The following is a 26,808-nucleotide window of genomic DNA, read 5'->3' on the forward strand; positions in this document are numbered from 1 at the left end:
TGGTCATGTTTGTGAGTGCTCCTTAAAACCTGTCTCACAAAACCATACGGCCGCAAGTAGTGATCCTTGTGGTCAGGCGGCAGCTCGCCGCCGGTGCCCGAAGTGTCGAAGTTCTTATACGGAATCGGTGTTCCCGCGGTGGCATGGACGACGATCATATCCTCCGCTCTGAGGATTAGCAGATTGATCCCCGGATGATCGAAGTCTGCGCGCAGCATCCGCACGGTCGCGATGGTGGCTTCGAAGAGGCTCTCCCCTTCGGCCACACGTCGCAGCAGGAGAGCGAAGAGGATCGCAGTGTCCGTGGTTCCACCGATGCGTTCAACCTCGGCACTCGGGACGTATTTGCGGAGGCGTTCTATCGGGTGGATGGACCCGTTGTGCGCCAGGGCAATGTTGTCGGCGAGGAACGGGTGCGAATTCTCGGTGAGGTCGACCGCTCCGTGCGTGGCCATGCGCAGGTGAGCGATCCGCGCGACCGTCGGGCGGGCGGTGAGGACTTCCGTGAGATGAGGGTCATCGGCTCCCTCGTGCGGGGTGCGATACCTTTCCAGACGTCCTCCCCGAGACACGGTGTCCTGCACATCGGGTTCCATGTCGAAGGTGCCCGAGGTGGTTCCCTGCGGGCGGGCTGATTCGGCTGAATCAGCTTCCGGTCGGATCCAGGCGGTGCCCCAGCCGTCGGCATGGAGGCGGCCCAGGTTCTGCCACTGTCGACATTCCTCGGCGCCGATGAGGTCCGCCGCGCTCGCCGGGAGGGGGGAGATATAGCCGAGAAGTCTGCACATGGTTCGTCGTTTCCTTCCGCAGAAGACCGTCTGCCTAGTCGAGGCGGCTACGTCATTCCAGCGTACGCCTGACCCTTCCCAAGCAGTTCGATCAGATCGTCTGTCTTATTAACACTTAGGCGGCGAAGTGTTAATAAGAAGTGCCGGTGCACACAGGTAGGAGGAGAAGACACTTCCATTATCAACGTCATCCCCTGTTGCAGTCCTCGCCGGCTCACTAGACTCGGACCATGAAGATCACGGTACTCGAGGGAGATATCACCGAGGCTGCCGTGGACGCGATCGTCAATGCCGCCAACTCAAGTCTGTTGGGTGGCGGCGGCGTCGATGGAGCCATCCACAAGGCGGCCGGACCCGAACTGCTCGAAGCCTGTCGCGAGGTCCGCCAGACCAGCTACCCGCGCGGACTTCCCGCAGGTCAGGCCGTCGCCACGACCGCTGGCGCGCTCAAGGCCAAGTGGGTCATCCACACCGTCGGCCCGAATCGTCACCAGGGCGAGGCCGATCCCGAGGTGCTTGAGTCCTGTTTCGAATCCAGCCTCAACGCAGCCGAGGACCTCGGCGCCACCTCGGTGGCTGTCCCCGCCATCGGCGGGGGAGTCTACGGCTGGTCGGCCCGAGATGTCGCCGAGGCGGCCCATTCCGTCATCGTCGACGGTCGGGAGCGCAGGCGCTGGGAGCAGATCGCCGAGGTGGTCTTCGTCCTCTTCAGCGATTCGATGACGAGCGTGTTCTGCCAGGTCTTCGACCACGATCAATGGTGAAAGGTAGAGACGATGAAGGTCCACGACGTCATCCCCGACATTCTGGTCTCCGACATCGACGCGGCCCGAGGTTTCTACGAAGATTTCCTCGGCCTGGGTACCGAGGAGTTCAACCTGGGCTGGGTGGCCCGCTTCACCTCGGCGGAGACTGGAGCGCATGTCCAGCTCGTCACCGAGGACGCGACCGCTCCAGTCACCCCGGTGCTCTCGCTCAAGGTCGATGACATCGATGCTGCCTACGCCGAGGCGGTTGATCGCGGCTTGGACATCGTCCATCCGCTCGTCACCGAGGAATGGGGCGTGACGCGATTCTTCGTCCGCGACCCCGACGGCAACATCATCAACATCACCGCGCACAGAGTCCCCGAGGACGTCACCGAAGACAGGGAATGAGGAAATCCGTGACAACGAAGTCATATACGCAAGCCGTCGCCGATGGGATCTGGGGTGCAGGCGCCGATCTCATCGGCTACATCCCCTCAGTCACCATCGCGCCCGTCATCGACCATCTGGTCACTGCCGATGGAGGGAGAGCCGGAATCTCGGAGCGAGTGAAGCCGCTCTCGCGTGAAGAGGAAGCGATCGGCGTGCTCGGGGCTCTGCCGTTGGCGGGGAAGTTCGGGGCCGTCGTCATGCAGGACAACGGCTTCGGCAACAGCCTCACGGCCCTGACGACGTTCTCGCTGTCCTACCACCTGCCGCTGCTCATCTTCGCCAACACCCGTGGCGGCCCGGGGGAGTACAACTCGATGATCCACTCGATCAGCCGGCCAATGCCGACGGTGCTGCGCACGGTAGGACTCCAAGTCCTCGAACTCGACCGCCGATCCTCGTCCGAGGATTGGGAGCAGACTGTCGCCGAGGCGGGTGTCCACGCCCGTATGACCTACCGTCCGGTCGTCGTGCTCGGTTCCTTCTGGAACACCGATGGGAGGGTGGCCTGAGATGAAGCGCATCGAAGCACTCGAAGTCCTCAACGAACTGACCGCCGAATTGCCCGTCGTCGTGACATGTGCCGCGACCAGCCGTGAGCTGGCGTCCTTGGAGAACCGGGACAACCACTTCTACGTCCTCGACTCGATGGGCCTCGTCGGCTCCATCACCACAGGCCTCGCTCTGGCGGCGAAGGACTCAGATCTGCCCAAGGTCATCGGGATCGAGGGTGATGGGTCCCTGCTGATGAACCCGAATGTTCTGCCCACAGGGGGATTCTTAGGTCCCGAGAAGCTGCTCCTCATCGTCCTCGACAATAAGGTCTACGGTTCCACCGCAGGCCTGCCGACGTATTCTTCACGCGTCGACCTCGGTGCCATCGCCGAGGCCGCAGGCTGGACCGTCGGCCGAGCCGCGGATGAATTACAGCTGCGCACCGAATTCGACCGCCTACTGACAACGAGTGGTCCGACGTTGCTGCATGCGAGCATCGAGGCAGGTAATGCCGCCGACATCCCCAAACTCCTCGTCGACTCGGTCGTCCTCGCCCACCGCTTCCAAGGATGGCTGAGACCCAGACTGGCACGGGGCAGTGGGACCAGGTGAAGATCAGACCGTGGTGTAACCGCCGTCAATGAGTTCGGTGCGATTCTGATCATCCTGCCAGATCGGACGAACAGGAGACAGCTGGTATGTCGTCAATGGCCGAGGCCGGCTTCGAAACCTCGGCTATAGGCGGTAAGGAGTTCACCGGCAAGCGAGTTCCGCATGTGACGGATCAGCATCTGTCTCTGTGCCGGATCGCGGATGATGTCGAGCACGGCCATCCCGTCATGCTGTGAGAAGGGCCGGGCCGCGATGTGGGCGTAGTGGTAACTGGCCGCTGTGATGATGTCGGCATCGGTAGCGTCAAGTGCTTCGTCGTCGTCCCAGACCTCGTCATCGAATGGACTTTCAGAGAGCGCATTGAGGATTACGGCGAGGTCCAGTCCGTCCTTGGGGTTGTCAGTGTGGCGATCATGCCAGGCGAGAATCTTGAGTGCAGTCAGAGCGGCAGGGGATGCAACTTGCACTTCGGTTCCTTGCGGCATGCGCACCGAGACGGAGGTCGAGTGCGCTTCTTGAAGCCCAGTGACATCGAGAAGGTTGCCGTCTGTGAATGTCACAGTGCGATCGGCTTCATCGCCGCCGAACGGAACGATGTCGACCTCGACTCCGAGAACTTTGAGCTTGTGAGGTGCTTTGCCCCTGCGAGCAACGGTTCCGGCGAGTTCGAGAAACTGTTCGTCGGTGCGGACCGCAACAGCGATATCGACGTCATCTGTGGCGCGTATGGGCTCTGTCTGCTGCTGAGAGTGGATGACGAGATCGCGAGCGGCTGCGCCGATGACGAGCATTTCGACGTTAGACTCCTTGCAGGCAACGCCAAGTTCGGCGAGGACCTCTTCGGGCACCGGGACGTCGTTGTGTCCGAAGAGATCGATCAACGGTCGTCACCAAAGAACTGAGTTCTGATCTCGTCGACACGAGGATCGTCTTCAAGGAGCAGATCGGCGCGAACAAGGAGGCGAGGGGACGTCTGATCGAGCGATGGCACCGGTGGGTGGCTCCAGATAGCTGGCCGGATTCGGATCATCCCGCGCTCGTCTTTGCGGAGCCTCCCCTGTCGGATCAGCTCTCGCCGGTCGCTGGCGTTACCGCCGAGGTGGATGAGTACGGATGCCGGCCGGATCGGTGCACCGAGGCGGGCGGCGGCGATTTCCGAGCCGAACAGCGCAGCCGGTGGAAGAGATACGTCGAGCAGATCTGAAGGCTTCTTCCAGATGTCGCTGGTAAAACGTTCTTCGGGCCAGACAGTGTGCTGCATCGCCGAGTACGCCGAGATCCATTCGTGTTCCAGAGCAGATCTTCTCAACAGCTCATTGCGTTTTCCCTCCAGCACGGGTGGGGTGCGCTCGCGCAGTGCCTTGATCACACGGTTGACCGTTCCCAAGGAAGCTCCAGAACTGTCAGCCAGGGCTCGCTGAGTGGGCGTGCTGCCGAAATGCTCGTGGGCGGCAAGAAGTGAGAACGTCACAGGTAGCCCCGCGCGGGTGAAAGGCGCTGTAGTCGCGGCCTGCTGAGCCGAATCACCATTGCGTTGGCCCGCGATCTCGATGACCAAGCCCTCTCCGCGCAGTGAAGCATTTCCCGAGGAGTCCACGTAACCTCCCCACCCCCGATCTTTGAGCTGCTGCGCACGTGCTTGCGTGACTCGCTCTGAAATCAAGACCGTATCTCGATCATGAGGGAACATAGCGACGTCTGCTTTTGAGTTCGATGGGCTCGCAATTGCTGAGAACTTGTGAGGTCGTCCTCCGTTTTGGACTGTCAGTGTTCCTGAAACGGCCTGCCCGTATTCGTCCGCATGACCGGACCAGCCGACGCGCATGCCCAACGCAGCGAGATGACTGACAGCCCGTTCGATGAACGCGGGGGCATCTTGACTCCTATGTTCAATCGGATCCATATGTTCAGGATACTTGAACATGTGGAAAAATTGAACATCCTGCGGAGAAGCGATCTGCACGATCATCTTGAGGGGTTCGATATCCCACCTGACCAGAAGGAGTTCCAAATCTGATCGACCTTGCTCTTCACATCACCTGTAATCACAGGTACGAACACAGCCATTGGGATGGACGTGAGTTCAATTGGGAACCGAGCCGCAAATTTCGACATGAGCCGTAGCAGTGCGGCTCAATGACCGTCATACTGATTGCATCGACGACTCAAAGGGGAGTGATGGGAAAAGTCACGTGGGGTTTCACGAGTTCACTCGACGGGTTCATCACCGGGCCGAACCACGACATGTCCTGGATGTCCGGTCTCGGCTCACTGGCTGAAGACACCGTTGAGGACCTTGCGTCCCAGGTGGCTGTCATCATTTCCGGGCGCCGTGGCTATGACGCTGCGAAGGCTCAGGCGGATGAACGCGACGAACTGACCTCCGAGGCTTACGGCGGGGCCTGGGAAGGCACAGAGTTCATCCTCACCCACCGACCCGAGGAATTGGCAGACAACTCGGCCGTCACCGCCCTGAATTGTTCCATCGCCGAGGCGATCGACCGTGCCCAGCTCATCGCGGGTGATCGTGACATACAGATAATCAGCGCCGACATCGGCCGCCAGGCGCTCGAAGGCGACCTGATCGACGAGATGCAGATGTTCGTCGCGCCGGTGTTCCTCGGCGATGGCACGAGAATCTTCGACGTTCCCGGTGGCAGACGCGTCTACTGGGAACTCGTCGCAGAGGATGAGGCCAACAACGATGCCTGGTTTCGCACATTTCGTCCGAAGCGTCGGTAGTGTTCTGCTGCCGCATCGGGTGAGCTCACTCTTGTCGTGAACTCAGCTCCCACAGGATACGCAGGGCTTCCTCGTCGAAATCCTCATCGGTGCTGCCCGGTTCGCTGTCGTGGACCTCGGCGTGCAGCTGCTCCATCTTGCGATCGAGCTGGCCGGCCACCTCGGCAGCCTGTGTGAGTTCCTCGACGAGCCGATCGGGAACTTCGCCGGCGAACTTGTAGTGGATCTTATGTTCCAGGCTGGCCCAGAAGTCCATGGCGATCGTGCGGATCTGAACCTCGCAGATCACCGGGGTCGGACCTGAGCTGAGGAACACGGGCACCTCGAGTATCGCGTGCAGGCTCTTGTAGCCGTTGGGCTTCGGGTGGGTGATGTAGTCCTTGATCTGGACGACCCGGACATCGTTCTGCGAGGTCAGCATCTTCAGCACGTGGTAGGTGTCGGCGATGAAGCTGCAGGTGATGCGGATACCGGCTATGTCGGTGATCTTCGTGCGAATCACATCGAAGTCGAGGGGAAGCTCGCGGCGATTGACCTTCTCCAGCAGACTCCGCGGCGACTTCACCCTCGATGTGATGTGCTCGATCGGGTTGTAGCTGTGCGTGTGGGAGGTCTCTTCGCTGAGGATCGAGATCTTGGTCAGAAGCTCGTCGATGACGAAGCGGTGTTCCATGAGCAGGCGGGAGAAGTCGTGTCGCAGAGCTCGCACGCTCGCCACTTGGCCAGGAGTCACCGCCGTGTTCGGGGGAGGGAGTTGGTCGGTCATCATTCTCCAAGACTGGGTTGTTGCGGGGACGCTTCGCCAGTCTATCGGCGGCAGAGACCTATCTCGTGTCAGTCCCGCGGCGTACCGTTGGGCCATGTGCAGGAACATCAGAACCCTTCATAATTTCGAACCCCACGCCACCTCGGACGAAGTGCATGCCGCGGCACTGCAGTACGTGCGCAAGATCGTGGGTACGACGAAGCCCTCCCAGGCCAACGCCGAGGCTTTCGACCGGGCCGTCGAGGAGGTTGCCCATACCACTCAGCACCTCCTCGATGCGCTGGTGACCAACGCCCCGGCGAAGAACAGAGAAGTCGAGGCCGAGAAGCGACGAGCCAGATACGAAGCCCGCGCGTGACGAGCCGGGAGATCAGTCCATCACAGTCTTGCCCGCAGCCTCGAGATCCTTCGTGATCCCCGCCGAGGCGGTGCGCAGGGCCTGCATGATCGCCGGCCCGCCGACGTGGTGCTCGGAATCGACGACGACGCCGAGGCCGGCGATCGTCAGCCCATTGCCGTCGAACACGGGCACCGCGATTCCAGTGGTGCCGTCATCGATATGACCGACCAGTTCTGCGAAGTGATAGGTCCGGATCGAGGCCAGCATCTTCCGCAGCACGCTCGGATCGGTCGTCGTCTTCTCGGTGATCGCAGCCAGAGGGCCCCGCAGGTACGCTTCGCGCACATGCTTCGGTGCGTGCGCCAACAGTACCAGTCCGCATGACGAGGCATGGGCGGGAAGCCTCCCGGCAGTCTTCGAGCGGTGGATGACGGCAGTCGGCTTCGACATTCGCTCGATGATGAGGACCTCACGCTCGCGCAGAATCCCCAGCTGAGTGTTTTCGCCGACGAAATCGTGGACGGCCATCATATGCGGTCTGGCCACGGAGGCCAGGTCGACGGCGTCGGAGGCGCGATTCGACAGCTCCCACATTCCCACGCCGATTCGCAGCCGCCCGTTGGGGTCACGCTGCAGCAGGTTGTGTCGCATCATGTCGTTGATCAGCCGGTAGGCCGTGGACTTCGGCAAGGCTGCTCGTGCGGAGAGCTCGTCGGTGCTCAGGCTCTGATGATCGGGGTCGAAAGAGCCGAGGACCCGGACCAGCCGATCGATCATGGAATCGCCCGATTGAGAGTTCGCCATGGCCGCAATCGTAGCCGGAGAACTGGCGTATTCTCAATCAATGGATCACCGATGGCTCCGCGTGGTCCGCATCACTATTGTGGCGATAGGTGTGGCAGCCACGCGCATCAGCTGTGCCCGAAAGGCCGACCTCGAAGGAGCGGCAGCCCAGCACCCGATCGCCGAGGCGGCCGATCGTTCCCGTGGGCACGGGGGCTGACCTACATTGAAGTCATCACAGTCACAACCCGAGCAGAGCAGAAACAGGGGAGAACGTCATGAGCGAGAACAGTTTCCTAGGCACCCAGTGGCACGGCAAGATCTTCACCGGCGCGTGGACGAACGGCGCAGACGAGTCCTATGACGTCATCGAACCCGCCACAGGCCAGACCTTGGGGCGCTTGAGCGCTGCGAACGCCGACGACGTGAATGCAGCCGCCACTCGTGCGGCCGCGGCCCAGAAGGAATGGGCGAAGACACCACCTGCCGAACGTGCAGCCGTCCTCCGCCGAGCCGGTGCGCTGTGGGCCGAACATGCCGAGGAGCTCGCCGACTGGATCGTCCGCGAATCCGGTGGAATCCCAGCCAAGGCAGGTCTGGAAGTAAGCTCTGCTGAGCAGATCTGCTACGAATCCTCCGCCCTGCCCAGCCATCCCAAGGGGCAGGTCCTGACCTCGAACGAACCCCGCTGGTCGTTCTCCCGCCGGGTGCCCGCCGGAGTCGTCTCCGTCATCGCACCATTCAACTTCCCACTCATCCTCTCGATCCGCTCGGTTGCCCCGGCACTCGCCCTGGGAAATGCGGTCCTGCTCAAGCCGGACCCACGTACCGCAGTCTGCGGAGGAGTGAGCCTGGCCCGCATCTTCGCCGAGGCGGGTCTTCCCGAGGGTCTCCTGCAGGTTCTGCCCGGAGGCCGGGAAGCCGGCGAAGCCGTGGTCTCTGCTCCCGAGGTCTCTGTCATCTCCTTTACCGGATCCACCGCAGCCGGGCGCAAGGTCGGCGAGTCCGCCGGGCGCCTCCTCAAGCGCTGCCACCTGGAACTGGGTGGAAACAATGCACTCGTCGTCCTTCCCGGAGCAGAGGTCGGTCCGGCCACCTCGGCAGGGGCCTTCGGTTCCTGGATGCACCAGGGACAGATCTGCATGACCACCGGCCGCCACCTCGTCCACGATTCCATCTACGACGAATACGTCGAACAGCTGGCCGAGCGCGCCAGGAACCTGCCCGTGGGCAATCCCGCCACCGAGGAGGTCGCACTGGGGCCGATCATCGACGATCACCAGCGGACGAACATCCGCGACATCATCGACAAGTCCCAGGCCGACGGTGCACGACTCGTTGCCGGTGGCACCGGTGAAGGCGCCTTCGTGCCACCGACGGTGCTCGCGGACCTGAGCCCCTCGAACCCAGCTTGGACGCAGGAGATCTTCGGACCTGTGGCGCCCGTGAGTCGATTCTCGACGCTTGAAGAGGCCGCGGAACTCGTCAATGCCAGCGAATATGGTCTGTCCGTGGGCATCCTCGGCGATGTGGGCATGGCCATCGAACTGGCCGATCTCGTCGACTCCGGCAAAGTCCACATCAACGAGCAGACCGTCTCCGATGAGGCGAATGTGCCCTTCGGCGGCACCAAGGATTCCGGCAATGGATCCCGCTTCGGTGGGGCCGATGCCAATATCGAGGCCTTCACCGAAACGCAGTGGGTCACGATGCGCTCGCAGATCGCACCGTACCCCTTCTGACCTGATGATTTATCGACAAACGTACTGCTCGAACCCCTGAACGACCGGAGACATCGATGTCCACACCTGCTTCACCCACTGGCGCTGCCACCACAGCTCGCGCGACCGATACCCGTTGGCCGGCGATCCTGTGCTGGCTGGCCGTCGCCCTCGAAGGCTTCGACCTCGTCGTGCTCGGGGCCGTGATCCCTGAGCTTCTGGCGACCAACGCCATCGGCTTCACCGCGGAGGCCGCGACCCTCGTCGCGACCCTGAGCTTGGTGGGTGTGGGCCTCGGTGCTGCGGCGGTGGGGCCGATCGCCGACCGCGTCGGACGCCGCTACACGATCCTCGTCTGCGTCCTCGTCTTCTCCATCTTCACGATTCTCGTCGCGTTCTCCCCGAACGTCGCACTGTTCACAACCTTCCGGTTCATTGCCGGACTCGCCCTGGGCGCCGTGATGCCCGGTTGCCTCGCCTACATCAGCGAGCACAACAAATCGGGCAAGACCGGCAAAGCGACGACGCTGACGATGACCGGCTACCACGCCGGCGCCGTGGCGATCTCTCTGCTCGCCGTCTTCTACTCCCACAACTGGCACCTGCTCTTCATCGCCGGCGGTGTCGCCGGACTCGTCCTCGTCCCGTTGCTGTGGTGGAAGCTGCCCGAATCCCAGGAATTCGTCGACGCCCAGGCCGCGAAGTCACGTCCAGCCGAAGCCACGGCCGCAACCGCAGACGCGACTGTCCTCGCGCCGAAGACTGGAATGGCGGGACTGTTCGTGGGCCGCTTCAAATTGGTCACGATCGGCGTCTGGGCCGCCAGTTTCATGGGTCTGCTGCTGGTCTACGGACTCAACACCTGGTTGCCGAAGATCATGGCCGACGCCGGCTACGAAGTCTCAGACTCCCTGGTCATGCTGCTCGTACTCAACCTCGGCGCCGTCGTCGGTCTCGTCATGGCCGGCTGGCTGGCAGACAAGCACGGCACCAAGCCGATCGTGCTGATGTGGTTCATCTTGGCAGCAGTCTTCCTCGCCGTGCTCAGCATTCCCATGACGAGCCAGATCCTGCTCAACATCGCCGTCTTCATCACCGGAGTCTTCGTATTCTCCGCCCAGGTCCTCGTCTACGCATTCGTCTCCGCGATCTACCCACCCACCGCACGCGGAACGGCGTTGGGCATGGCCTCGGCCGTCGGCCGCCTCGGCGCCATCGTCGGCCCGTTCATCACCGGCACCCTCGTCACCGCTGGCATCGCCTACCCGTGGGGCTTCTACCTCTTCGCGGTCGTCGCTGTCCTCGGCTTCGTGGCCATGGTCATCGTGCCCAAGACCGTGGACCCCGCGGGCCGATGACACACTGGATCGATGCCGCGTTCGTTCGCGGAGGTACGAGCAAGGGGCTCTACTTCCGCGCCGATGCACTGCCGACGCTGGACTCGGTGCCGGGACCGGGGCCCGATGGGACCACCTCGGCGTGGGATGCGATCTTCTGCTCCGCGCTGGGCTCCCCGGATGCCTTTGGTCGTCAGCTCGACGGGATGGGCGGCGGGATTTCGTCGCTGTCGAAGGTGATGGTGGTATCCGCCTCGGACCGTGAGGGTGTGGATCTCGACTACACCTTCGGTCAGGTCGATGTCGCCGAGGCGGCCGTGGACTATTCCGGCAACTGCGGAAATCTGTCATCGGGTGTCGTGCCCTTCGCTCTCATCGCCGAGATCATCTCGGCCGCCGACGGGTGGCATGTGTTCCGTCTGTTCAATACGAATACCGGCAAGCTCGTCGACGTCGGTCTCACCGTCGTCGATGGCCAGGCCTCCGTTGCGGGCGATTTCGAACTCACCGGTGTCAGCGGCACCGGAGCGCCGATCGAACTCATCTACCCGGATCCTGCCGGCAGCCGCACTTCGGGGCTCCTGCCAACCGGAGTGTCCTCTGAATCGATCGACGTCGACGGAGCCATGTTCGACGTTTCCATGGTCGATGCGTCGCTGCCGGTGGTCATCGTGCCCGCGGCGGCAATCGGTCTCAACGGTGATGAGTCTCCGGAGTCCATCGACGCCAACCGTCATTCGACCCTGATGATCGAGGAGCTGCGGCGCAAGGCGGCGGTGCGGATGGGCTTGTGCGAGTCGCCGGAGACAGCTCCACAGGTCGTACCGAAGGTCGCGGTCGTCACCTCGCCGGAGCCGACGACCCTGCTCGACGGCACCACCTTGGCTGCGGCCGATTCCGATGTCGTCGTGCGCATGATCTCGATGGGCCAGACCCACAAAGCGGTACCGGGTACTGGAGCAATGTGTTTGGCAGCTGCCGCGCAGATCTCCGGAACAATCGTTTACGGAATAATCCACAGATCCGAGCATTCTGTGCCTGGCCCGGAGGTGCGTCTCGGCACACCATCGGGCGTGGTCACCGCCTCCGCGGTCTGGGACGAAGCGCAGAAGACCGTGACGGCGGCCTCCCTGTTCCGCACTGCCCGCGTGCTCATGCGCGGCCAGGTTGCAGTAGAGAGCTGAAGGTGAGGGAGAAGAACCTTGATTTCTGATCGTAGAATCAAGGTCATTCTCCCTCACAATTGCTGGTCCGGCTCACGGCCGGCTGGGTGCGCGGCGCCCAGCGCCGTGGGCTAGCTGCGCTCGCCCAGCTTCCGCCTGCGCACGATGTGCACAATGCTTGCGCCGATGATGATAAGCCCGGCCGCAATCGACATGATCAGCGTTGGATCAGTACCGGTGCGCGGCAGATCGCCGCCGGCATGACTGCCAGCATCGCTTGCCGCCGCGTCCGAGGAGCCGCTCGCACCAGAACCAGTGGAACCGTCTGCCGCGGCCGTCGATGAGCCACTCGAGTCGCTGGCGGAATTCGCACTTGCAGAAGCATCAGAGTCAGCGCCGTTGGCACCTGCATCAGCCCCGTCGTCGGAGGCGGCACCCACATCAGCCTCACCCGAGGCCGCTGCACCGTCGCTTCCATCTTCGTCCTCGGGTTCGAAGAGCCCGACGATGACAGGGTCGTGATCGGAGGCACGGAACTGATCCGGAGCGTAGAAGTCGCCCGCGTTGTAGTTGAAGCGGCTGTATTCGAGTGCCAGAGCTTCGACCGAGTTGATGTTCCAGACATCGGCACCGGTGATTGCATCGAAAGCGCTCGACGGCACATCCGCCTGAGCCTCGGACCTCGACTTCGACTGAGCCCCCGAGCCTGAAGCGTCCAATGCCAGCACGTGGTCGAGACTGCCGGTGCGGGACTTGAACACATAGGTGGATTTGTCTGTCTTCTCGGCTGCGACGTCCTTGAACCCTGCCTCGTAGAAGACCTGCATCGGGTCCTCTTGAGTGTAGGAATTGAAGTCGCCGAGCATGTAGACGAAGTCGCTGTCGGCGGCCTCCTGCTGCTTGCCTGCGAACTTGACCAGCGAAGTCGCCTGCTTCACCCGATCAGCGTTCGACGCTCCTTGTCCGTCACCACTGTCCTCGTTGCCTTCGCCTGAGCCCGAACCTTTGGACTTGAAGTGGTTCGAAATCGTCACGAAGGTCTTGTCGGTCTCAAGCTCACCGGACTCGTCCTTGGGTGCGAACGCCTGCGAGAGGGGCTCGCGGGCGTTGGAGAACGCATCCTGGTCGTCAAGGATCGTGGAATCGTTCTGCGTGGCCACCTCGGCGGGCTGATAGATCAAAGCCGTGCGGATGACATCCTCATCTTCCGGCACCGTGGCGGGGGAAGGTACGAAGTCCCACTTGTCTTCTCCGGCAGACTCGTTGAGGCGCTGCACAAGAGTCTCAAGTGCATCATCGCGATCATCGCCGAACGCCGCGGAATTCTCGATCTCCATGAGAGAGACGACTGAAGCATCGAGCTTGCTGATGGCCGTGACGATCTTCGTCTCCTGGCGTTTGAGGCTTTCCGCGTTGGCAGCACCACGGGCATCGCAGCCGCCGCGAACGGTGATCGGGTTGCCCTCGCGGTCGTCATAGTAGTCACAGCCGGAGAGCTGATCGCCGGTCGTGGTGAAATAGTTGAGGACGTTGAAGCTGGCCAGACTGACCTGTCCGCCGATGTCCTCTGGTGCATCGGTGCGGGTGTCGGTGAAGCTGGCAGGCTGGATCGCCTCGGCGTTGTCGCCGGTCAGGCGGGTGGTGGGCTGGAAGCGCCACTTCTCGTGATCGAAGCCGAGCACCACCGGCGAGGTCATCGTTACCTGAGCGCCGACGCGCATCGGTTCGTCGTTCGAGACATACGGGACGACAGTGTCCTTGTCGTTTTCGAGGTAGTTGACGCTCGCACCGTCATCGAGGATGACCTCACGTTTGAGGTTCTCGGCTTCGACGGCCTTGGCCTCTGCACTTCCCGGTCGGGCGACTTCGGTGGGCTGGGGGAGGGCTCCGTCGCCGGTGGCCAACACCACTTCGCCGTAGGCGTTCGTGTTGTAATTGTCGGCCACGGTCAGCTCACCGGTGGGCTGCAGCAGCATGCCTTCGAGGGCTTCACGGGCGGAAGCGTCGTCAGGGAACGCGTCTTCGATGGGCTTGACCGCCTCGGCGGGCTCATCCAGGACCGTCATTCCCTTGTTGCTGACGGAGATCTGAGTCTGCCCGTAGTGTTCAGAGACCGAGCCGGTCAGTTCAAGATGGTCGCCGAGGCTGACATCAGCGACTGTGTCAGGGGAGTAGACGAAGACGCCGTCCGAGGCGCCCGGAGTCTCATCCTCGGCACCGCCTGTGCCCGGCGTCTGCACGTAGTATCCGTTCAGCCCGCCGCTCGGGTACGACGCTGTGACGATGCCGCGGGTCCTGACGGTCTCGCCTTGCAGGGGGCTTGCATCGCCGGTGCCCTGAATATCGGCGATCGGGGTGACATCCTCTGGCACAGGGGAGTTGCCGCCGTCTTCACCATCATCACCGGGCAGCGCGTCCGGAGTCGGCGCCGCGGAGGACCAGGTGCCGTCGATGAGTTGGATGGATTGTCCGCCCGCGGCGGTGGCTCCCGTGGGAGAGGCCTCTTCGCCGACGACGGCGTCGGGGGTGTTCTTGTTCGACTTACCCGTCACACCCTTGCCGTCGGTCACGCCGCCGACCTGTTCGAAGTCCACGAGCATGCCGTCGTCATCGATGGCGAAGGCCGAGGAGCCGTAGCTGCCGTCGGCGGCATTCCCGGACTTCACGGAGTTCGTGATCGGCACCTCGACCGCCAGCGCGCCGGCCTCGCCTACGGTGGTGCCGGCAGGAACGGTGGTGATGTTCTCCGCCGCTTGGACACTGCCGCCGCGAGTGACGGAACCGACCGTCCATCCCGAGACGTCGGTGCCGGGCTCGGCTGCGATCTCGATGAAGTCAGTGTCGAGCGTGTAGCCGATTTCGCTGATGTGCGGATCTTCGGCAGCGGTTGCCGGTGCTGGGGGAAGCGTGAGGCCGATTGCCGCGACGAGGCTGAGCGCCGCGCACGATGAAGCCGTCTTGGAGACTGTCATAGGAGCCTTTCGGATTCTCAAGCGTCGCGAGAGATCACGGCGCAGACACAAGCACCGTATCGCTGTCCACGCTGACGTCTATGGCAGACATGTGAACGAAGTGTGAACTCTGCAAGAGAACGCTGGGTGCTCTGGTGTGATCGAGACTACTACATATGAGACCCTGCCAACACGAACGTCGGCTTGGACACAGCCAGTCCGCGCTGGCTCCGGGAGATCTAAACTGGTGATCTGATCATCAGTCTGCAGGGAGGCAGAAGATGCGTGTGCTCGTCGTCGGCGCCGGGATCGCTGGTTCCACGGTGGCCCATTGGCTGCAGAAAGCGGGGCATCAGCCCACGCTCCTCGAGCGATCACACGGGCTGCGTCGAGGTGGTTATCTCATCGATTTCTGGGGTACTGGATTCGATGTGGCAGAGCGGATGGACCTTGTGCCTCGACTGCGACGCGAGGGCTACCCGCTCGCAGAGGCTCGCGATGTCGCCCTAGATGGGCACCGGATTGCGTCGCTCGACCCCCAGCAGTTCGTTGCGGGAACAAGTGGCCGATACGTCAGCATTCTGCGTTCAGACCTCGCCGCTGCAATCCATGACAGCCTCGAAGGAGGCGTCGAGACGATCTTCGGGGACACCGTTGCCCGACTCACCGAGGGGGAGCGAGGCGTCCATATCGAGTTCTTGCATGCTGCCCCACGGGAATTCGACCTCGTGGTCGGTGCGGACGGGTTGCACTCACGCGTCCGTGAACTGATCTTCGGTGAGGAGTCGCGGTTCGAGCGAGACCTCGGGATCGCCGTCGCCGCGTTCGATGTCGACGGCTACCGCCCACGCGATGAACTCGTCGCCGTCTTGCATGCTGAAGTCGGGTTCCAGGCGATCCGTGTCGCGCTGCGTGATGACCTGACGATGTTCATGCTGACCTTCCGGCATCAGGGCCCGGTTCCCACTGATGATCTCGATGCACAACGGGACCTCCTTCGTTCCAGCCTGGCAGAGGCAGGATGGGAGATCCCGGCGATTCTTCACGAGCTGCCGCGGGCACGAACGCTCTACCTAGATCGGGCGAATCAGATCCGGATGCCCTCATGGACCAGCGGCAGAGTCGCACTGATCGGCGACGCCGCGGCGAGTCCGTCATTGTTGGCCGGTCAGGGATCGGCGTTGGCGATGGTCGAAGCCTATGTGCTGGCGGCCGAATTGGCTGCCACACCGGGGGACCATCGCCGAGCCTTCGACGCATACGAACGTCGGCTGATGCCGATGATAGCCAGCAAGCAGGACGCGGCCCATGGGCTCGGAATCGTCTTCGCTCCAGCGAATCGCCGCGACCTGCTGCTGCGCTCGGTCGGAATGAAACTCATGAACATCCGACCGCTGGCCGGTTTGATGCTGGGGCGCAGTCTGCGGGACCAGGCCGGCCTTCCCACGTGGCCGGGCCGCTGAGGCTTCAGCGTATGTACACGATCGACGGAGTGGCACGCGCCGATCGCGCAGGGAACCGCTCAGGCCGGGAAAGTGAACCGTGTTTCGACGAGCTGATGATCGGACGGGAAACGGTTCTGCCGCTGGTTCGGGATGAGTTCGCAGCGTCCGCCGACATCGACGAAGCCGTCTTCGATCAGACCTTCGGCGCTGCAGCCACGCATCACACTGTCGACGACGTCGAGGCCGCGCGAGAAGATGAAGTCGATCCGATCACGGGGCTCGGCACCGTCGGCGCGGCCCGGTTCGGGCTTCTCCTGATGACCCGCGTGGGTGAGCGGCTCGATCGGAGACCATGTATCGGCCGGAGAGGCGACAGGGTCAGAGTGCACCGCGCGGAAGGTGTCGGTGAACCCGGCCGCCAGCAGTGCGTCGGGCGAGCGCCACGCGATATCGGGTCGATCAGTGCGCGCCGACCAGTCCCCGGTGGACGGGGTATTGAAATCACCGCAGATGACGACGGGCAGATCGGCCTGACCGTCCTGGCCGCAGATACGGTCGGTCTCGGACAGGATCTCTTCGATCTGCTCGAGGCGTGGTGCCTCCTCGGCATCGGCGACGTCCTGTCCTTCCCCCTGCAGAGCTCGGTAGACCGCATAGGGGTACGGCGCGAGGTGGACGGACCAGACGAGTATCTGCGGCGAGTCCGGCAGCGGACGCACGAGTGCTGCCTGGGCATAGGGCAGCGTGCTGGTTTCCACCACCGTCAGCTGTCCGGAGCTGAGCACAGCCGTGTCCCATCCCCGCTGCGCATGGTCTGCGAGGATCTTCGGTGCCAGGTTCTCTGCGGCGCTGCCCCAGCATTCCTGCAGCGCCAGAACGTCTGCTGGGAACTGCGCAGCGATCGCGTACTGCTTCTCTTGGCCGAAGTCGACTTCGCGGCCGCCGTACCAGACGTTCCACGTCTGCAGGGTGAATGTGGTCGAAGTGGGCATGGCATCTCCTCAATGCTCGATGTCGATGAGCAGCGAACGGGTTCGGGGATCGAAACGCAGCTGCGCGAAGTGGCGCAGTCGCACCTCGCCTGCCAGCTCGATGCTGGGATCGTTGTTGACTCCGATCACCGTGCATCCGGCCGTGTGCGCTGCCTGTGACCCGACCGGTGAGTCCTCGAAGGCGACCACCGTCGAGGCGGAGAGCCCGAGCCGTCGAGCAGCCAGAAGGTAGGGGTCCGGTGCCGGTTTGCCCTGGTCGACGTCGTCGATCGTGATGATGGCGTCGAAGAAGTCGAGCATTCCGGCACGTTCGAGGAGTCCGCGGACGTCCTCGCCTCGGCCGTTGCTGGCCACAGCTATCGGAATGGTCCCTGACAATGAGGCCACGAGTTCGGGAGCGCCGGGCATGGGAGCGGCGACGTGCTCGAGGGCGGCGCTGTAGGCGCGGTCGACCTCGGCTGCCGTCGGCGGCTGGACATCGCTGGGCGAGCCGAGTGCCTCGTGAATGCGCTGAAGTCGGGCCACAGCCTCGTCCGCGGTGAGTCCGCGCAGGTCCTCGGGCGAGAGGCCACTGGCGGACATCGATGTCAGGTAACCGGCCATGAGGTCGATCCAGGGGGCTTCGGAGTCGACGAGGATGCCGTCGCAGTCGAAGACGGCACCGGAGAATCCGGTGATGGAGTCGCTCATGCGGGGACTCCTTCGGCGTCGTTCCGGTCCAGGCGCAGCGCGGGTTCAGCGGTGACCGAGGCATCGATGCGCATGCCGGGTCGCAAGTCATCGGCGTCGACCGAGGCCAGGGAGGCCGCCCACCGCGCCTTGTGGTCTCCGGGCAGCCCGAGGTGGACCATTGTGCGCTCGCCGGTGTAGGTGCTGTGCTTGACCTCGAGGAAGCCGTCCGCGGCAGAAGTGATCGACAGGTTCTCGGGACGGACGAAGACGGTGTGATCCGGTGCGGGCTCGATGGGAAGACGGTCGCGAATCGTCCAGTCTTGGCCCACGGCGAATTCGTTGATCGAGCCGACGAACCGGGCGACGAAGGCAGTGGCCGGAGACGAATACACCTCGTGCGGGGCGGAGTACTGCTCGATCCTGCCGTCGTTCATCACCGCCACGCGGTCGGCGATCGCCAGAGCCTCTCCCTGGTCATGGGTGATGAAGACCGTCGTCGTGCCCAGCGCCTGCTGCACTCGACGAATCTCATCACGCAGCGAGGAGCGGACCGAAGCGTCGAGTGCGGATAGCGGCTCGTCGAGCAGCAGGACCTTCGGCTGAGTGGCCAGCGCGCGGGCCAGAGCGACACGCTGCTGCTGCCCGCCAGAGAGCTGATGCGGGAAGCGGGCGCCCATTCCGGTCAGGCCGCAGATCTCGAGGAGCTCCTCGGTGCGTCGACGGCGTGCTCCGGCGTCGACCTTGCGGATCCGCAGGCCGTATTCGATGTTGTCGCTGACCCCGAGATTGGGGAACAGGCTGTAGCTCTGGAACACCATGCCCATGTCGCGGCTGTTGGGTGGCAGCTTGAGGACGGATTCGCCGCCGACGAGGACATCTCCTCCGTTGACCGGTTCGAAACCGGCGAGGATGCGCAAGGTCGTCGTCTTGCCGCAGCCGGACGGTCCGAGGAAACTGACCATGCTGCCCGCTTCGATGTCGATGTTGAAGTCGTTGAGCACCTCGGTGCCGCCGTAGGACTTGTTGACGTGTTCGAAGCGCACGGCTTCGGGCTCATCTGTGTGTTCGATGCCCGATCGTGATGGGCGAGGGCGGTTATCCGCAGTGGTCATGGGGTCTCATCGTCCTTTCGAAAAGCACCGGCGGCCTGGGAGACGGCCGGTTCATCGGCTTCGGGCTCATCGTGCTCGCTGACAGCGCTCGGTCGATGGCCGAAGCGCGAGGCGCTCACGGTGGCGGCAGCCAGCAGCAGCCATGTGGTGAGGTTGAGCAGCACGGACAGGGTGATCGAACCGCGGAAGTTCGTGCTTGAGAGTGTATTGAGGAAGACCGGCAGGGTGTTGATCGACAGAGTCGCGGCCACCGTGTACTCCGCAATGGACAGGGCGAAGGTGAAGAAGACCGAGAACATCACCGGTCCTCGGATGTTGGGAATGATGACCCGCCGCAGTGTGGTCCCGAGCCCGGCGCCGAGGATCGATGAGGACTCGAAGAGCGTGCGCAGCGGCAGGGTGGACAGCCCCGCGTCGATCGATCGGAATGTGAAGGGCAGGCATAGGATGACGTAGGTGCCGACGAGCACGAGCGGCAGATCCTGCGACTGCAACATCGTATTCAGCTGCATGCCGAGGCTGCCCCGGCCCTGAGCCGCCAGGCTGCGCAGCACTGCTGAGAGTCCGGCGACGATCGCGATGGCCGGCACGACCAGAGGCAGGGTGCACAGGATGCTGAGCACCGACCGCAGCCGAGGCGCCCAGAGGTGGACGGCGACGACTGCAGGAACCAGCGTGACCACGAGGATGACGGCGGCGAGCACGGACACGACGAGGCTGCGCATGAGCGGGGCCACGATCTTTCCGGAGTCGGCCAGGCCGGTGAGCCCGGACGTGGTGAAGCTGCCGTCGGCGCGGAAGAACGAATATATCAGCGAGCTCAGCAGCGGAGTGAGGATGAAGATCGCCAGCGCCGCGAGCGGCAGCCACGCCAAGAATCTCTTCATCCGCGGGGAGCTGTTCAGGTGTTCAGCCACTTGGCGCTCCTCTTCATCAATGCGTTGTAGGCGATGAGGACGATCACGGCGATCGCTCCCGTCGTCACGCCCAGGGCCATCGCCACTCCTTCTCCGCCGGTGGCTGCAGAACCGGCGAGCTGTCCGGCGATCTCGAGCGGGATGAGGGGGAAGCCTCCCGTGCCGATGAGCACTGCTGCCGAGGCGTGGGTGCCGAAGGCGGAACCGAACATGAGCAGCCAGGCACCCAGCAGGGCGGGAGTGATCACAGGCAGTCCGACACGGCGCCAGAAGGTCAGGCTGGTGCCGCCCAACGACGTGTTGGCCTCACGCCACTGCTGTCTGAGCGAGACGAAGCTGGGAAGCGTGAGAAGGATCATCGTGGGGATGAGGAAGTACTGGTACATGAGGATCAGACCCTTGACGCTGTAGAGCGTGAAGGTCGAATCGACCGCCGTGATCAGCGCGGTGAAGTATCCGGTGTTGCCGACGGCGACGATGAAGGAGAACGCCAGAGGAACGCCTCCGTCGTTGGCCAGCACGCTGGAGATGACGGCGGTGATGGAGTCGACGATCTTCGACTTCACGGTCGAGATCGCCCAGGCGCAGAGACCGCCGAAGATCGCGGCCACGGTGGCGGCGGTGAACGACAGGAGGAGGCTGTTGCCCAGGGCCATCGAACGCGATCCCGAGCCCAGCGCGGTGAAGTTGTCGAGGCCGAAGGTCTTCGTGCCGGGTTCGCTGCCGGGAACGAGGAGCGAGGTCGCCACCATTCCGCCGATCGGGATCACGAAGAACAGCACGATGATGACCGCGATCGGTGCCAGGGCCGTCCAGGCCGGTGAGAGGGCTCGCCTGCGCCGTGGGCCGGCCGGAGCGGAACCTGCTCCGGCCGGCCCAGCGGTGCGGGGCGATGACTGTGGAACTGAGGTCATCCGATAGCTTTCGCCCAGTTGTCAGCGAGGACCTTCTGCTGCGAATCCCGCTGTTCCTGAGTCGGCTGCGGCGCCGTCTGGTCGACCGCATCATCGAGCAGCTTCGACAGTGCATCGTCGTCGACCGTGTCGGCTTCGACCATGGCGTCGAGGCGACCGGGCAGGACGTAGCCTTCGAGCAGCAGGTTCTGTCCCTCGTCGCTGAAGACGAATTCCTGCCACAGGCGTGCAACCGCTGGGTGTGGTGCATCATCGTTGATCGATGCCGCGTAGTAGGAGGCGACGGTGCCGTCGGACGGGATGGAGATCGACATGTCCACCCCACCGTCAGCAAGGTCGTCCGCCCACTGCAGGAGCAGGTAGTCCCAGTTGACGGCGATCGGCGTCTCACCGGTCTCGAACGTTCCGGCCTCGGCCTCTGTCGGTACGAGGTTGCCCTTGTCCGAGAGCTCGGCGAAGTAGTCGATGCCCGGCTGAATGTCGTCGAGCGAGCCGTCGTTGGCCAGGGACGCGGCGACGACGGCCATGAAGCCGGCTTCGCCCGTCGTCGGGTTGCCGCGCATGGCGACCTTGCCCTTGTACTCGGGCTCGAGCAGCTCGGCGAAGCTCTTCGGGCACTTCTTCACGGTCTCGGAGTCACAGCCGATGGCCATGGTCCCGCCGAGGTGGTTGAACCAGGTGCCGTCCGGTGCCTTCATGTTCTCGGGAATGTCATCGGCGGTCTCGGGATAGTATTCGGCGAGCAGGCCCTCCTCTGCGGCGTCGACGGCGAAGGATTCGCCGGTGTCGAGGTAGTCGAGAGAGGTTTCCTGCCCCTGCCTGTTCTTGACCGCGTTGATGAGGTCCTGGCTCGCGCCGGTCGAGGTGTCGTTGTCGATCTCGATGTCGTACTTCTCCGAGAACGCGTCGAGCAGCCCGCCGTAGTTGGCCCAGTCGGGGTAGAGGCCCATGACATTGAGTGATCCCTCCGCCTGAGCAGCCTCGACGAGAGCGTCCATGCCCCCGCCGTCTTCGACCGACGTCGCCGATCGCCAATTGGCCGATTCCTCGGACTCGGCGCTGTCACCGCAGCCGGACAGGGCGGCCAGAGCGCCCACTGCGAGGGCAGCCGTGAGCTTTCGTGTGTGTTTGAGCATCGTCGTACTCGCCTTTCGGACTTGTGCGCAAGCGCATTGTGTTCTCATTCGAAGTGCTTCGATCCATCCCCACGATAGGGGACAGATGGAAGATAGACAACCTAGATCACTAGTGAGGTTCTAAGAGTAGAATAATCCTCACTAGTGAGCCTAACCGCGAAAATTCCGTGCGTATGAACTCTGCCGGGCTGCTCACAGCGTCGAGACAAGGTGACGGTGACGCTCCAGTGCGTGCGGCCATCGCCAGCTCGGAGCTTGCGGTAGCGTAGGTGCACGGCACTGACAGCAGTGCTGAGCGTGCTGGCTCTATTGGGAATACATCATGGGAGGACTGAAGGCGTGACCGAGTCGCAACTGCAGCCGTCTGGATCCGGCGGAGCGCGGTACGAGCAGATCGCGGAGCAGATACGCGAATCGATTCGCACGGGGGCACGGCAGGTGGGTCAGAGCCTCGAATCCGAAGCAGCTCTGGCCTCCGAGTACGAAGTCGCACCGGGCACGGTGCGCGAAGCGCTGCGACTGCTGGTCAGCGAGGGAACCGTGGGAGGTCGGCGCGGAGCTCGCAAGATGGTGCTGCGCAGGCCTCGGCCGGCGGCAGTGGCTGAGGAGTTCCGCAGCTTCGCTCAGTGGGCCAGCGCGCACGGGCGGACCCCGGGCGGCCAGGTCATCGAGCAGCGCTGGCGCATTGCGGGGGATGAGACGGCCGCGGCACTCAAAGTCGATCCTCGTGCCCGTGTGCTGCGGGTTCTTCGTGTGCGTCTACTCGACGGCGAGAAGGTCATGGTCGAACGGACGAGCTACCCCGAGGATCTCGGCGACTTGGTCGAGAAGGTTCCCAACGATGCAGCCTCGGTCAGTCGCAGCCTCGCCCAGCAGTACGGGATCGTCTTCGCCGGTGCTGATCACGTCTTCTCGGCGACCGTCTGCGGTCAGCAGGATGCAGACCTGCTGGGGGTTGCACGCGGACGACCGCTGCTGCGCCACCTGCGCCGCAGCCGCGACAGCGCGGGGCGGCCGTTGGAGATATCCGAAGACCGCTATCTGGCCAACATCCTGTCCGTGGCGATGTCGAACGGTCGCAATGTCAACCCGATCAGCTGGCTGACTGCCGACGAACCGAACTGGTTCTGATTTCGTCGCCGACACCCGAACAGCAGACAGCGGCTCGGACACCTCGATCCGAGGTATCAGAGCCGCCGTCCGCCAACCGATCGGCTGGGTCAGAGCCAGCAGGTCGGCTGGGTCAGGCCTTGAGCTCGGCCGCCAGCTCGTGGAAGTCGCGGCTGGGGTTGCCGAAGCGGTGCAGAGTCATCGACACTGCCTGCTCCTGCACGTAGTACCGCATCTCCACCCGCGCCGAGGAGGTCACCGGTTCATCGATGACCGCAACTTCGGGGCGTGGTGCGGTGGCCGCCAGCAGCTCAGGTTCCTGCGGTCCGAGCACGCGGATGCGGGCACCGACGGAGTCGTCGTAGCGTCCTTCGCCGACCATGTTCGCGAATGTCGCTGCGGACTCGGTCCGAGCTGCGACACCCGCGTTCGTGGCGGCGATCTTCACCTCGGGGGCCACCTCCTCGGCGACGGACAGCTGCACGGTCGACCCGACGCATTTCGCCGCGTGCAATGACCTCTCCAGATCGAACAGCGACGATGTCGAGATCACCCGCAGTGTGACCGGACGGGGCCGGTAGCGGAAGATGTTGGCCTCTGACTGCAGGCCCGTGTGATCCTTCGCCGCGCCGAACTCCCGCGCCAGCCAACGTTCGTCGTCGGCCTTGGCCAGTTCCAGGTTCTGGCTTGCGTCAGTGGCCCCTGGCAAAGTGGAGGGATCGTCGGTGTAATGGCCGAAGAGCATGAGGTAGTTCGGGCCACCGGCCTTCGAGCCGAGCCCGACGGAGGACTGCTTCCAGCCGCCGAAGGACTGACGCCGCACGATCGCGCCGGTGATGCCGCGGTTGACGTAGGCGTTGCCGACCTGGACTTCGTCGAGCCAGGTGCGCACCTCTTCGGGATCGAGGGAGTGGATGCCGCCGGTGAGACCGAAGTCCACCGCGTTCTGGAACTCGATGGCTTCGTCGAGGTCACGGGCGTGCATGAGTCCGAGCACGGGTCCGAACACCTCGGTGAGGTGGAAGAAGGACCCCGGCTTGACGCCGTCCTTGATTCCCGGACTCCACAGGCGACCCGTGTCATCGAGCTGCTGAGGCTCGAGCAGCCAGGACTCACCGGGTTCGAGGGAGGTCAGGGCCCGTTCGAGCTTGTCGGCGGGATCCTCGGTCAGCGGTCCCATGGTTGCCGACATGTTCGCAGGCCAGTCGACGACCATCGACGAGGCGGCATCGATGAGCTGGCGCCGGTAGCGCTCCGAATCATAGGTCGAGCCCACCATGATGCCCAGCGAGGCGGCCGAGCACTTCTGACCGGCATGGCCGAAGGCCGAATACACGAGGTCGGCAACAGCCAGGTCCCGGTCCGCCGCAGGAGTGATGAGCAGGGCGTTCTTGCCGGAGGTCTCGGCATTGACGTGCAGGTCAGGACGGAAGGACTTGAACAGAGCGGCCGTCTCGGAGGCACCCGTGAGGATGACACGGTCGACATCCGGATGGGCGACGAGGTGACGGCTGAGGTCACGGTCGGACGGGGTGCACAGCTGCAGCACGTCCTTCGGAACGCCGGCTTGCCACAGGCAGTCGATGATGAGTGCCGAGCAGTGCTGGGTGGGTTTCGAGGGCTTGTGGATCACGGCCGAACCTGCGGCCAAAGCTGCCACGGTGCCACCGGTGGGGATGGCGATGGGGAAGTTCCACGGCGGGGTGACGACGACCATCTCATCGGGGACGAAGCTCGCCCCCTCGAGGGTCTCCAGCTCCGCGGCGTTGAGAGCGTAGTAGCGGATGAAGTCGATGGCTTCGGAGATCTCCGGATCGGACTGCGAGGGCATCTTGCCCACCTCGGCGGCCTCGACGGCGATGAACTCACCGCGGCGTGCGGCGAAGATCTCGGCCGCACGGTGGAGGATCTCGCCACGTCCGGCAGCACCGAGCTCGCGCCAGGCCTTCGCCGCCTTACGACCGCCGGCGATCATCTCATCGAGCTGCGCTGCCGAATCGACCTTCGGCGTCTTCGGGCGGTCGTCGAGGTATCCGGGAGCGGTCGCCTCGGCGATGATGGCCTTGACCCACTTCTGGTTCGCGGGCAGCGAGGGATCGGTGTCGGGCTCATTGAAGAATTCGGTCGGTGCCGTGCCCGGGACATCGCGTTCGGCCGCACGGTTCTGCCCACGGTTGGGCATGGGAGCGGAATCGCCGTCTGTCGCGAGAATGTCTTCGAGCTGCCGGACGGAGTCCTCGAAGCGGTTGGCCTCGCGGACGAAGACGTCGTTGCCGTTGGCCAGGTCGAAGATGCCCGACATGAAGTTCTCGGACGAGGAATTCTCCTCGAGCCTGCGCACGAGGTAGGAGATGGCGACGTCGAATTCCTTCGGGTGCACGGCCGGGACATAGAGGAGAAGGTCTCCGACGTCCTCCGTCACTGCGGCGGCCTGTTCCGAGGCCATGCCCTGCAGCATCTCGAACTCCACCCGGTTCGTGACCTCACGGTCGACGGACAGGTGGTGGGCGAAGGCGATGTCGAAGAGGTTGTGGCCGGCCACGCCGATGCGCAGCCCCTTCATCCGCTCGGGCGTGAAGAGCCAATGGAGGACGCGCTTGTAGTTCGCGTCGGTGGACTGCTTCGAGTCGCACGTGGTGGCGGGCCAGCCGGCGATCTCCGCGTGGACGGTCTCCATCGCCAGGTTCGCGCCCTTGACGAGGCGAACCTTGATTCCGACCCCGCCATCGGCGACGCGTTCGTTGGCGAATTCGCTCAGGCGCTGCACGGCCCCCAGGGCATCGGGCTGGTAGCCCTGGATCACGATTCCGGCCTCGAGGTTCTTGAACTCGGGTTCGGCGAGCAGGCGAGTGAAGACCGCGATCGTGAGCTCGAGGTCCCGGTACTCCTCCATGTCGAGGTTGACGAACTTGGACCCGGTCGGTGCCTTCGCCGCCTGCTGGTAGAGCGGGCGCAGGCGTTCGACGACGTAGTCGACGGTGTCGTCGAAGGCCCACATCGAGATCTGTGAGGCGACGGAGGAGACCTTGACGGAGACGTAGTCGACGTCCTCGCGCGCCAGCAGACGGTGGGTCTCTTCGAGGTGATGATCGGCTTCGCCATCACCGAGGACAGCCTCGCCGAGGAGATTGATGTTGAGCCGGTGCCCGTCGGCTGTCAGTGCTGCTACAGCCTTGCCGAACTGTTTGTCGCGAGCGTCGACGACCATGTGCCCGACCATCTGACGCAGGCGGGTGCGAGCCGCCGGCACGACGACCTGGGGCAGTGCCCGGGCCAGGGCGGCACCGGTCTTGATCTGGGCGCGGTCGAGGGCCGACATCGTCTCGGGAGCCAGCTTGCCGACCTCCGCCAAAGCATCCGCGGCGGCGTGCACATCATCGGTACGCACGACCCGATCGACGAATCCGACGGTGAAGTCGAGGCCGTTGGGATCGGAGAGCACTGCCGAGAGGCGTTCGGCGGCAGGATTCTTCGCCGTGGTCTTGCTCGTTGCCACGCGCAGCCATTTGCGAACGGTGTCGATGGAGCGACTGGTGAGCTGATCGAGATCGGAGTCTGTATGCAACAACTGCTCGTTCCTTTTCTGTTGGACGAACTCTGGATGAGTCTGGCTGGG

The 26,808-nt window shown here is 63.7% G+C and carries 25 protein-coding genes; 12 read left to right on the forward strand and 13 right to left on the reverse strand.

Features of this window, described 5'->3' with window-relative positions:
• Positions 1-788 (reverse strand): class II glutamine amidotransferase (locus tag INT40_RS11945; RefSeq protein ID WP_193096148.1); only part of this gene is annotated, 788 nt, incomplete at its 3' end.
• Positions 789-1,018: 230 nt separating this feature from the next.
• On the opposite strand from INT40_RS11945, the gene INT40_RS11950 reads away from it, so the two are divergent.
• Genes INT40_RS11950 through INT40_RS11965 form a run of 4 tightly spaced genes read left to right on the forward strand, consistent with a single transcriptional unit; the run spans position 1,019 to position 3,091 of the window.
• Positions 1,019-1,552, forward strand: coding sequence for an O-acetyl-ADP-ribose deacetylase (locus tag INT40_RS11950; protein WP_101571950.1), 534 nt, complete (start codon positions 1,019-1,021; stop codon positions 1,550-1,552).
• A gap of 12 nt (positions 1,553-1,564) precedes the next feature.
• Entirely contained in the window at positions 1,565-1,945 is a 381-nt protein-coding gene (locus INT40_RS11955) for a VOC family protein (protein ID WP_193071650.1), read from the forward strand.
• Between the two features lie 8 nt (positions 1,946-1,953).
• The gene (locus tag INT40_RS11960) at positions 1,954-2,496 is read left to right on the forward strand and encodes a thiamine pyrophosphate-binding protein (RefSeq protein WP_193071649.1); all 543 of its coding nucleotides are present in this window, start codon (positions 1,954-1,956) and stop codon (positions 2,494-2,496) included.
• 1 nt (position 2,497) lies between these two features.
• Positions 2,498-3,091: a thiamine pyrophosphate-dependent enzyme gene (locus tag INT40_RS11965; RefSeq protein WP_193071648.1), complete on the forward strand. Its 594-nt coding sequence runs from the start codon at positions 2,498-2,500 to the stop codon at positions 3,089-3,091.
• Positions 3,092-3,183: 92 nt separating this feature from the next.
• On the opposite strand, the gene INT40_RS11970 is transcribed toward INT40_RS11965, so the two are convergent.
• Together INT40_RS11970 and INT40_RS11975 are read right to left on the reverse strand one after the other, a co-directional pair.
• Positions 3,184-3,972 carry a nucleotidyl transferase AbiEii/AbiGii toxin family protein gene (locus tag INT40_RS11970; RefSeq protein ID WP_193096149.1) on the reverse strand — a complete coding sequence of 263 codons (789 nt, stop codon included), beginning with the start codon at positions 3,970-3,972 and terminating at the stop codon, positions 3,184-3,186.
• Positions 3,969-4,688: a type IV toxin-antitoxin system AbiEi family antitoxin gene (locus INT40_RS11975; RefSeq protein WP_193096150.1), complete on the reverse strand. Its 720-nt coding sequence runs from the start codon at positions 4,686-4,688 to the stop codon at positions 3,969-3,971. The genes INT40_RS11970 and INT40_RS11975 overlap by 4 nt, the downstream gene beginning before the upstream one ends.
• A 581-nt stretch (positions 4,689-5,269) precedes the next feature.
• Here INT40_RS11975 and INT40_RS11980 point away from each other — a divergent pair.
• A complete protein-coding gene (locus tag INT40_RS11980; RefSeq protein WP_101571960.1) occupies positions 5,270-5,833 on the forward strand; it encodes a dihydrofolate reductase family protein in 564 nt (187 codons plus the stop codon).
• A 25-nt stretch (positions 5,834-5,858) separates the two neighbouring features.
• Here INT40_RS11980 and INT40_RS11985 read toward each other — a convergent pair whose 3' ends face one another.
• Complete coding sequence (locus tag INT40_RS11985; RefSeq protein ID WP_226831248.1) at positions 5,859-6,599, reverse strand: GTP pyrophosphokinase family protein; 741 nt, start codon at positions 6,597-6,599, stop codon at positions 5,859-5,861.
• A 94-nt stretch (positions 6,600-6,693) separates the two neighbouring features.
• On the opposite strand from INT40_RS11985, the gene INT40_RS11990 reads away from it, so the two are divergent.
• Positions 6,694-6,957 carry a DUF2277 domain-containing protein gene (locus INT40_RS11990; RefSeq protein ID WP_101572070.1) on the forward strand — a complete coding sequence of 88 codons (264 nt, stop codon included), beginning with the start codon at positions 6,694-6,696 and terminating at the stop codon, positions 6,955-6,957.
• A 12-nt stretch (positions 6,958-6,969) separates the two neighbouring features.
• Here INT40_RS11990 and INT40_RS11995 read toward each other — a convergent pair whose 3' ends face one another.
• Positions 6,970-7,743, reverse strand: a complete 774-nt coding sequence (locus INT40_RS11995; RefSeq protein WP_101571962.1) for an IclR family transcriptional regulator — start codon at positions 7,741-7,743, stop codon at positions 6,970-6,972.
• On the opposite strand from INT40_RS11995, the gene INT40_RS12000 reads away from it, so the two are divergent.
• The 4 genes from INT40_RS12000 to INT40_RS12015 are packed head-to-tail and all read left to right on the forward strand — an operon-like array spanning position 7,742 to position 11,964.
• Positions 7,742-7,942, forward strand: a complete 201-nt coding sequence (locus INT40_RS12000; RefSeq protein ID WP_101571964.1) for a hypothetical protein — start codon at positions 7,742-7,744, stop codon at positions 7,940-7,942. The two genes, INT40_RS11995 and INT40_RS12000, sit on opposite strands and share 2 nt — an antisense overlap.
• A gap of 58 nt (positions 7,943-8,000) precedes the next feature.
• Positions 8,001-9,464: a benzaldehyde dehydrogenase gene (locus INT40_RS12005; protein ID WP_101571967.1), complete on the forward strand. Its 1,464-nt coding sequence runs from the start codon at positions 8,001-8,003 to the stop codon at positions 9,462-9,464.
• 56 nt (positions 9,465-9,520) lie between these two features.
• Complete coding sequence (locus INT40_RS12010) at positions 9,521-10,801, forward strand: MFS transporter (RefSeq protein WP_101571969.1); 1,281 nt, start codon at positions 9,521-9,523, stop codon at positions 10,799-10,801.
• Positions 10,798-11,964 (forward strand): PrpF domain-containing protein, encoded by a 1,167-nt coding sequence (locus INT40_RS12015; protein ID WP_193096151.1) that lies wholly within the window; start codon positions 10,798-10,800, stop codon positions 11,962-11,964. The genes INT40_RS12010 and INT40_RS12015 overlap by 4 nt, the downstream gene beginning before the upstream one ends.
• Positions 11,965-12,074: 110 nt before the next feature.
• Here INT40_RS12015 and INT40_RS12020 read toward each other — a convergent pair whose 3' ends face one another.
• Positions 12,075-14,915, reverse strand: a complete 2,841-nt coding sequence (locus INT40_RS12020) for an ExeM/NucH family extracellular endonuclease (protein WP_101571972.1) — start codon at positions 14,913-14,915, stop codon at positions 12,075-12,077.
• Between the two features lie 260 nt (positions 14,916-15,175).
• Between INT40_RS12020 and INT40_RS12025 the strand changes: the two genes are divergently transcribed.
• Positions 15,176-16,357, forward strand: coding sequence for an FAD-binding domain (locus INT40_RS12025; protein ID WP_193096152.1), 1,182 nt, complete (start codon positions 15,176-15,178; stop codon positions 16,355-16,357).
• A gap of 59 nt (positions 16,358-16,416) precedes the next feature.
• On the opposite strand, the gene INT40_RS12030 is transcribed toward INT40_RS12025, so the two are convergent.
• Genes INT40_RS12030 through INT40_RS12055 form a run of 6 tightly spaced genes read right to left on the reverse strand, consistent with a single transcriptional unit; the run spans position 16,417 to position 22,082 of the window.
• Positions 16,417-17,331 carry an endonuclease/exonuclease/phosphatase family protein gene (locus tag INT40_RS12030; protein WP_096160317.1) on the reverse strand — a complete coding sequence of 305 codons (915 nt, stop codon included), beginning with the start codon at positions 17,329-17,331 and terminating at the stop codon, positions 16,417-16,419.
• A 9-nt stretch (positions 17,332-17,340) separates the two neighbouring features.
• Positions 17,341-18,021: an HAD family hydrolase gene (locus INT40_RS12035; RefSeq protein WP_101571977.1), complete on the reverse strand. Its 681-nt coding sequence runs from the start codon at positions 18,019-18,021 to the stop codon at positions 17,341-17,343.
• Positions 18,018-19,115: an ABC transporter ATP-binding protein gene (locus tag INT40_RS12040; RefSeq protein ID WP_101571979.1), complete on the reverse strand. Its 1,098-nt coding sequence runs from the start codon at positions 19,113-19,115 to the stop codon at positions 18,018-18,020. Before INT40_RS12040 ends, INT40_RS12035 begins: the two co-directional genes overlap by 4 nt.
• Entirely contained in the window at positions 19,112-20,032 is a 921-nt protein-coding gene (locus INT40_RS12045) for an ABC transporter permease (RefSeq protein WP_096160314.1), read from the reverse strand. Before INT40_RS12045 ends, INT40_RS12040 begins: the two co-directional genes overlap by 4 nt.
• Positions 20,017-20,946 (reverse strand): ABC transporter permease, encoded by a 930-nt coding sequence (locus INT40_RS12050; protein ID WP_101571981.1) that lies wholly within the window; start codon positions 20,944-20,946, stop codon positions 20,017-20,019. The genes INT40_RS12045 and INT40_RS12050 overlap by 16 nt, the downstream gene beginning before the upstream one ends.
• Positions 20,943-22,082, reverse strand: a complete 1,140-nt coding sequence (locus INT40_RS12055; RefSeq protein WP_101571983.1) for an ABC transporter substrate-binding protein — start codon at positions 22,080-22,082, stop codon at positions 20,943-20,945. The genes INT40_RS12050 and INT40_RS12055 overlap by 4 nt, the downstream gene beginning before the upstream one ends.
• A gap of 339 nt (positions 22,083-22,421) precedes the next feature.
• Between INT40_RS12055 and INT40_RS12060 the strand changes: the two genes are divergently transcribed.
• A complete protein-coding gene (locus INT40_RS12060) occupies positions 22,422-23,213 on the forward strand; it encodes a GntR family transcriptional regulator (RefSeq protein WP_125187783.1) in 792 nt (263 codons plus the stop codon).
• Between the two features lie 112 nt (positions 23,214-23,325).
• Here INT40_RS12060 and INT40_RS12065 read toward each other — a convergent pair whose 3' ends face one another.
• Positions 23,326-26,760: a bifunctional proline dehydrogenase/L-glutamate gamma-semialdehyde dehydrogenase gene (locus INT40_RS12065; RefSeq protein ID WP_226831234.1), complete on the reverse strand. Its 3,435-nt coding sequence runs from the start codon at positions 26,758-26,760 to the stop codon at positions 23,326-23,328.
• Between the last annotated feature and the right edge of the window lie 48 nt (positions 26,761-26,808).

Source organism: Brevibacterium sp. FME17 (genome assembly GCF_014897515.1).
In the GTDB taxonomy this organism is placed as follows: domain Bacteria; phylum Actinomycetota; class Actinomycetes; order Actinomycetales; family Brevibacteriaceae; genus Brevibacterium.

Bases quoted from the DNA above. Each gene is read 5' to 3' on its own strand.
- INT40_RS11955 (WP_193071650.1), top strand. From the start codon at position 1,565: ATGAAGGTCCACGACGTCATCCCCGACATTCTGGTCTCCGACATCGAC.
- INT40_RS11950 (WP_101571950.1), top strand. From the start codon at position 1,019: ATGAAGATCACGGTACTCGAGGGAGATATCACCGAGGCTGCCGTGGAC.
- INT40_RS12000 (WP_101571964.1), top strand. From the start codon at position 7,742: ATGGCCGCAATCGTAGCCGGAGAACTGGCGTATTCTCAATCAATGGAT.
- INT40_RS12040 (WP_101571979.1), bottom strand. From the start codon at position 19,115: ATGACCACTGCGGATAACCGCCCTCGCCCATCACGATCGGGCATCGAA.
- INT40_RS11990 (WP_101572070.1), top strand. From the start codon at position 6,694: ATGTGCAGGAACATCAGAACCCTTCATAATTTCGAACCCCACGCCACC.
- INT40_RS11980 (WP_101571960.1), top strand. From the start codon at position 5,270: ATGGGAAAAGTCACGTGGGGTTTCACGAGTTCACTCGACGGGTTCATC.
- INT40_RS12005 (WP_101571967.1), top strand. From the start codon at position 8,001: ATGAGCGAGAACAGTTTCCTAGGCACCCAGTGGCACGGCAAGATCTTC.
- INT40_RS12035 (WP_101571977.1), bottom strand. From the start codon at position 18,021: ATGAGCGACTCCATCACCGGATTCTCCGGTGCCGTCTTCGACTGCGAC.
- INT40_RS11965 (WP_193071648.1), top strand. From the start codon at position 2,498: ATGAAGCGCATCGAAGCACTCGAAGTCCTCAACGAACTGACCGCCGAA.
- INT40_RS11995 (WP_101571962.1), bottom strand. From the start codon at position 7,743: ATGGCGAACTCTCAATCGGGCGATTCCATGATCGATCGGCTGGTCCGG.
- INT40_RS12025 (WP_193096152.1), top strand. From the start codon at position 15,176: ATGCGTGTGCTCGTCGTCGGCGCCGGGATCGCTGGTTCCACGGTGGCC.
- INT40_RS12015 (WP_193096151.1), top strand. From the start codon at position 10,798: ATGACACACTGGATCGATGCCGCGTTCGTTCGCGGAGGTACGAGCAAG.
- INT40_RS11985 (WP_226831248.1), bottom strand. From the start codon at position 6,599: ATGACCGACCAACTCCCTCCCCCGAACACGGCGGTGACTCCTGGCCAA.
- INT40_RS12055 (WP_101571983.1), bottom strand. From the start codon at position 22,082: ATGCTCAAACACACACGAAAGCTCACGGCTGCCCTCGCAGTGGGCGCT.
- INT40_RS12050 (WP_101571981.1), bottom strand. From the start codon at position 20,946: ATGACCTCAGTTCCACAGTCATCGCCCCGCACCGCTGGGCCGGCCGGA.
- INT40_RS12030 (WP_096160317.1), bottom strand. From the start codon at position 17,331: ATGCCCACTTCGACCACATTCACCCTGCAGACGTGGAACGTCTGGTAC.
- INT40_RS12010 (WP_101571969.1), top strand. From the start codon at position 9,521: ATGTCCACACCTGCTTCACCCACTGGCGCTGCCACCACAGCTCGCGCG.
- INT40_RS12020 (WP_101571972.1), bottom strand. From the start codon at position 14,915: ATGACAGTCTCCAAGACGGCTTCATCGTGCGCGGCGCTCAGCCTCGTC.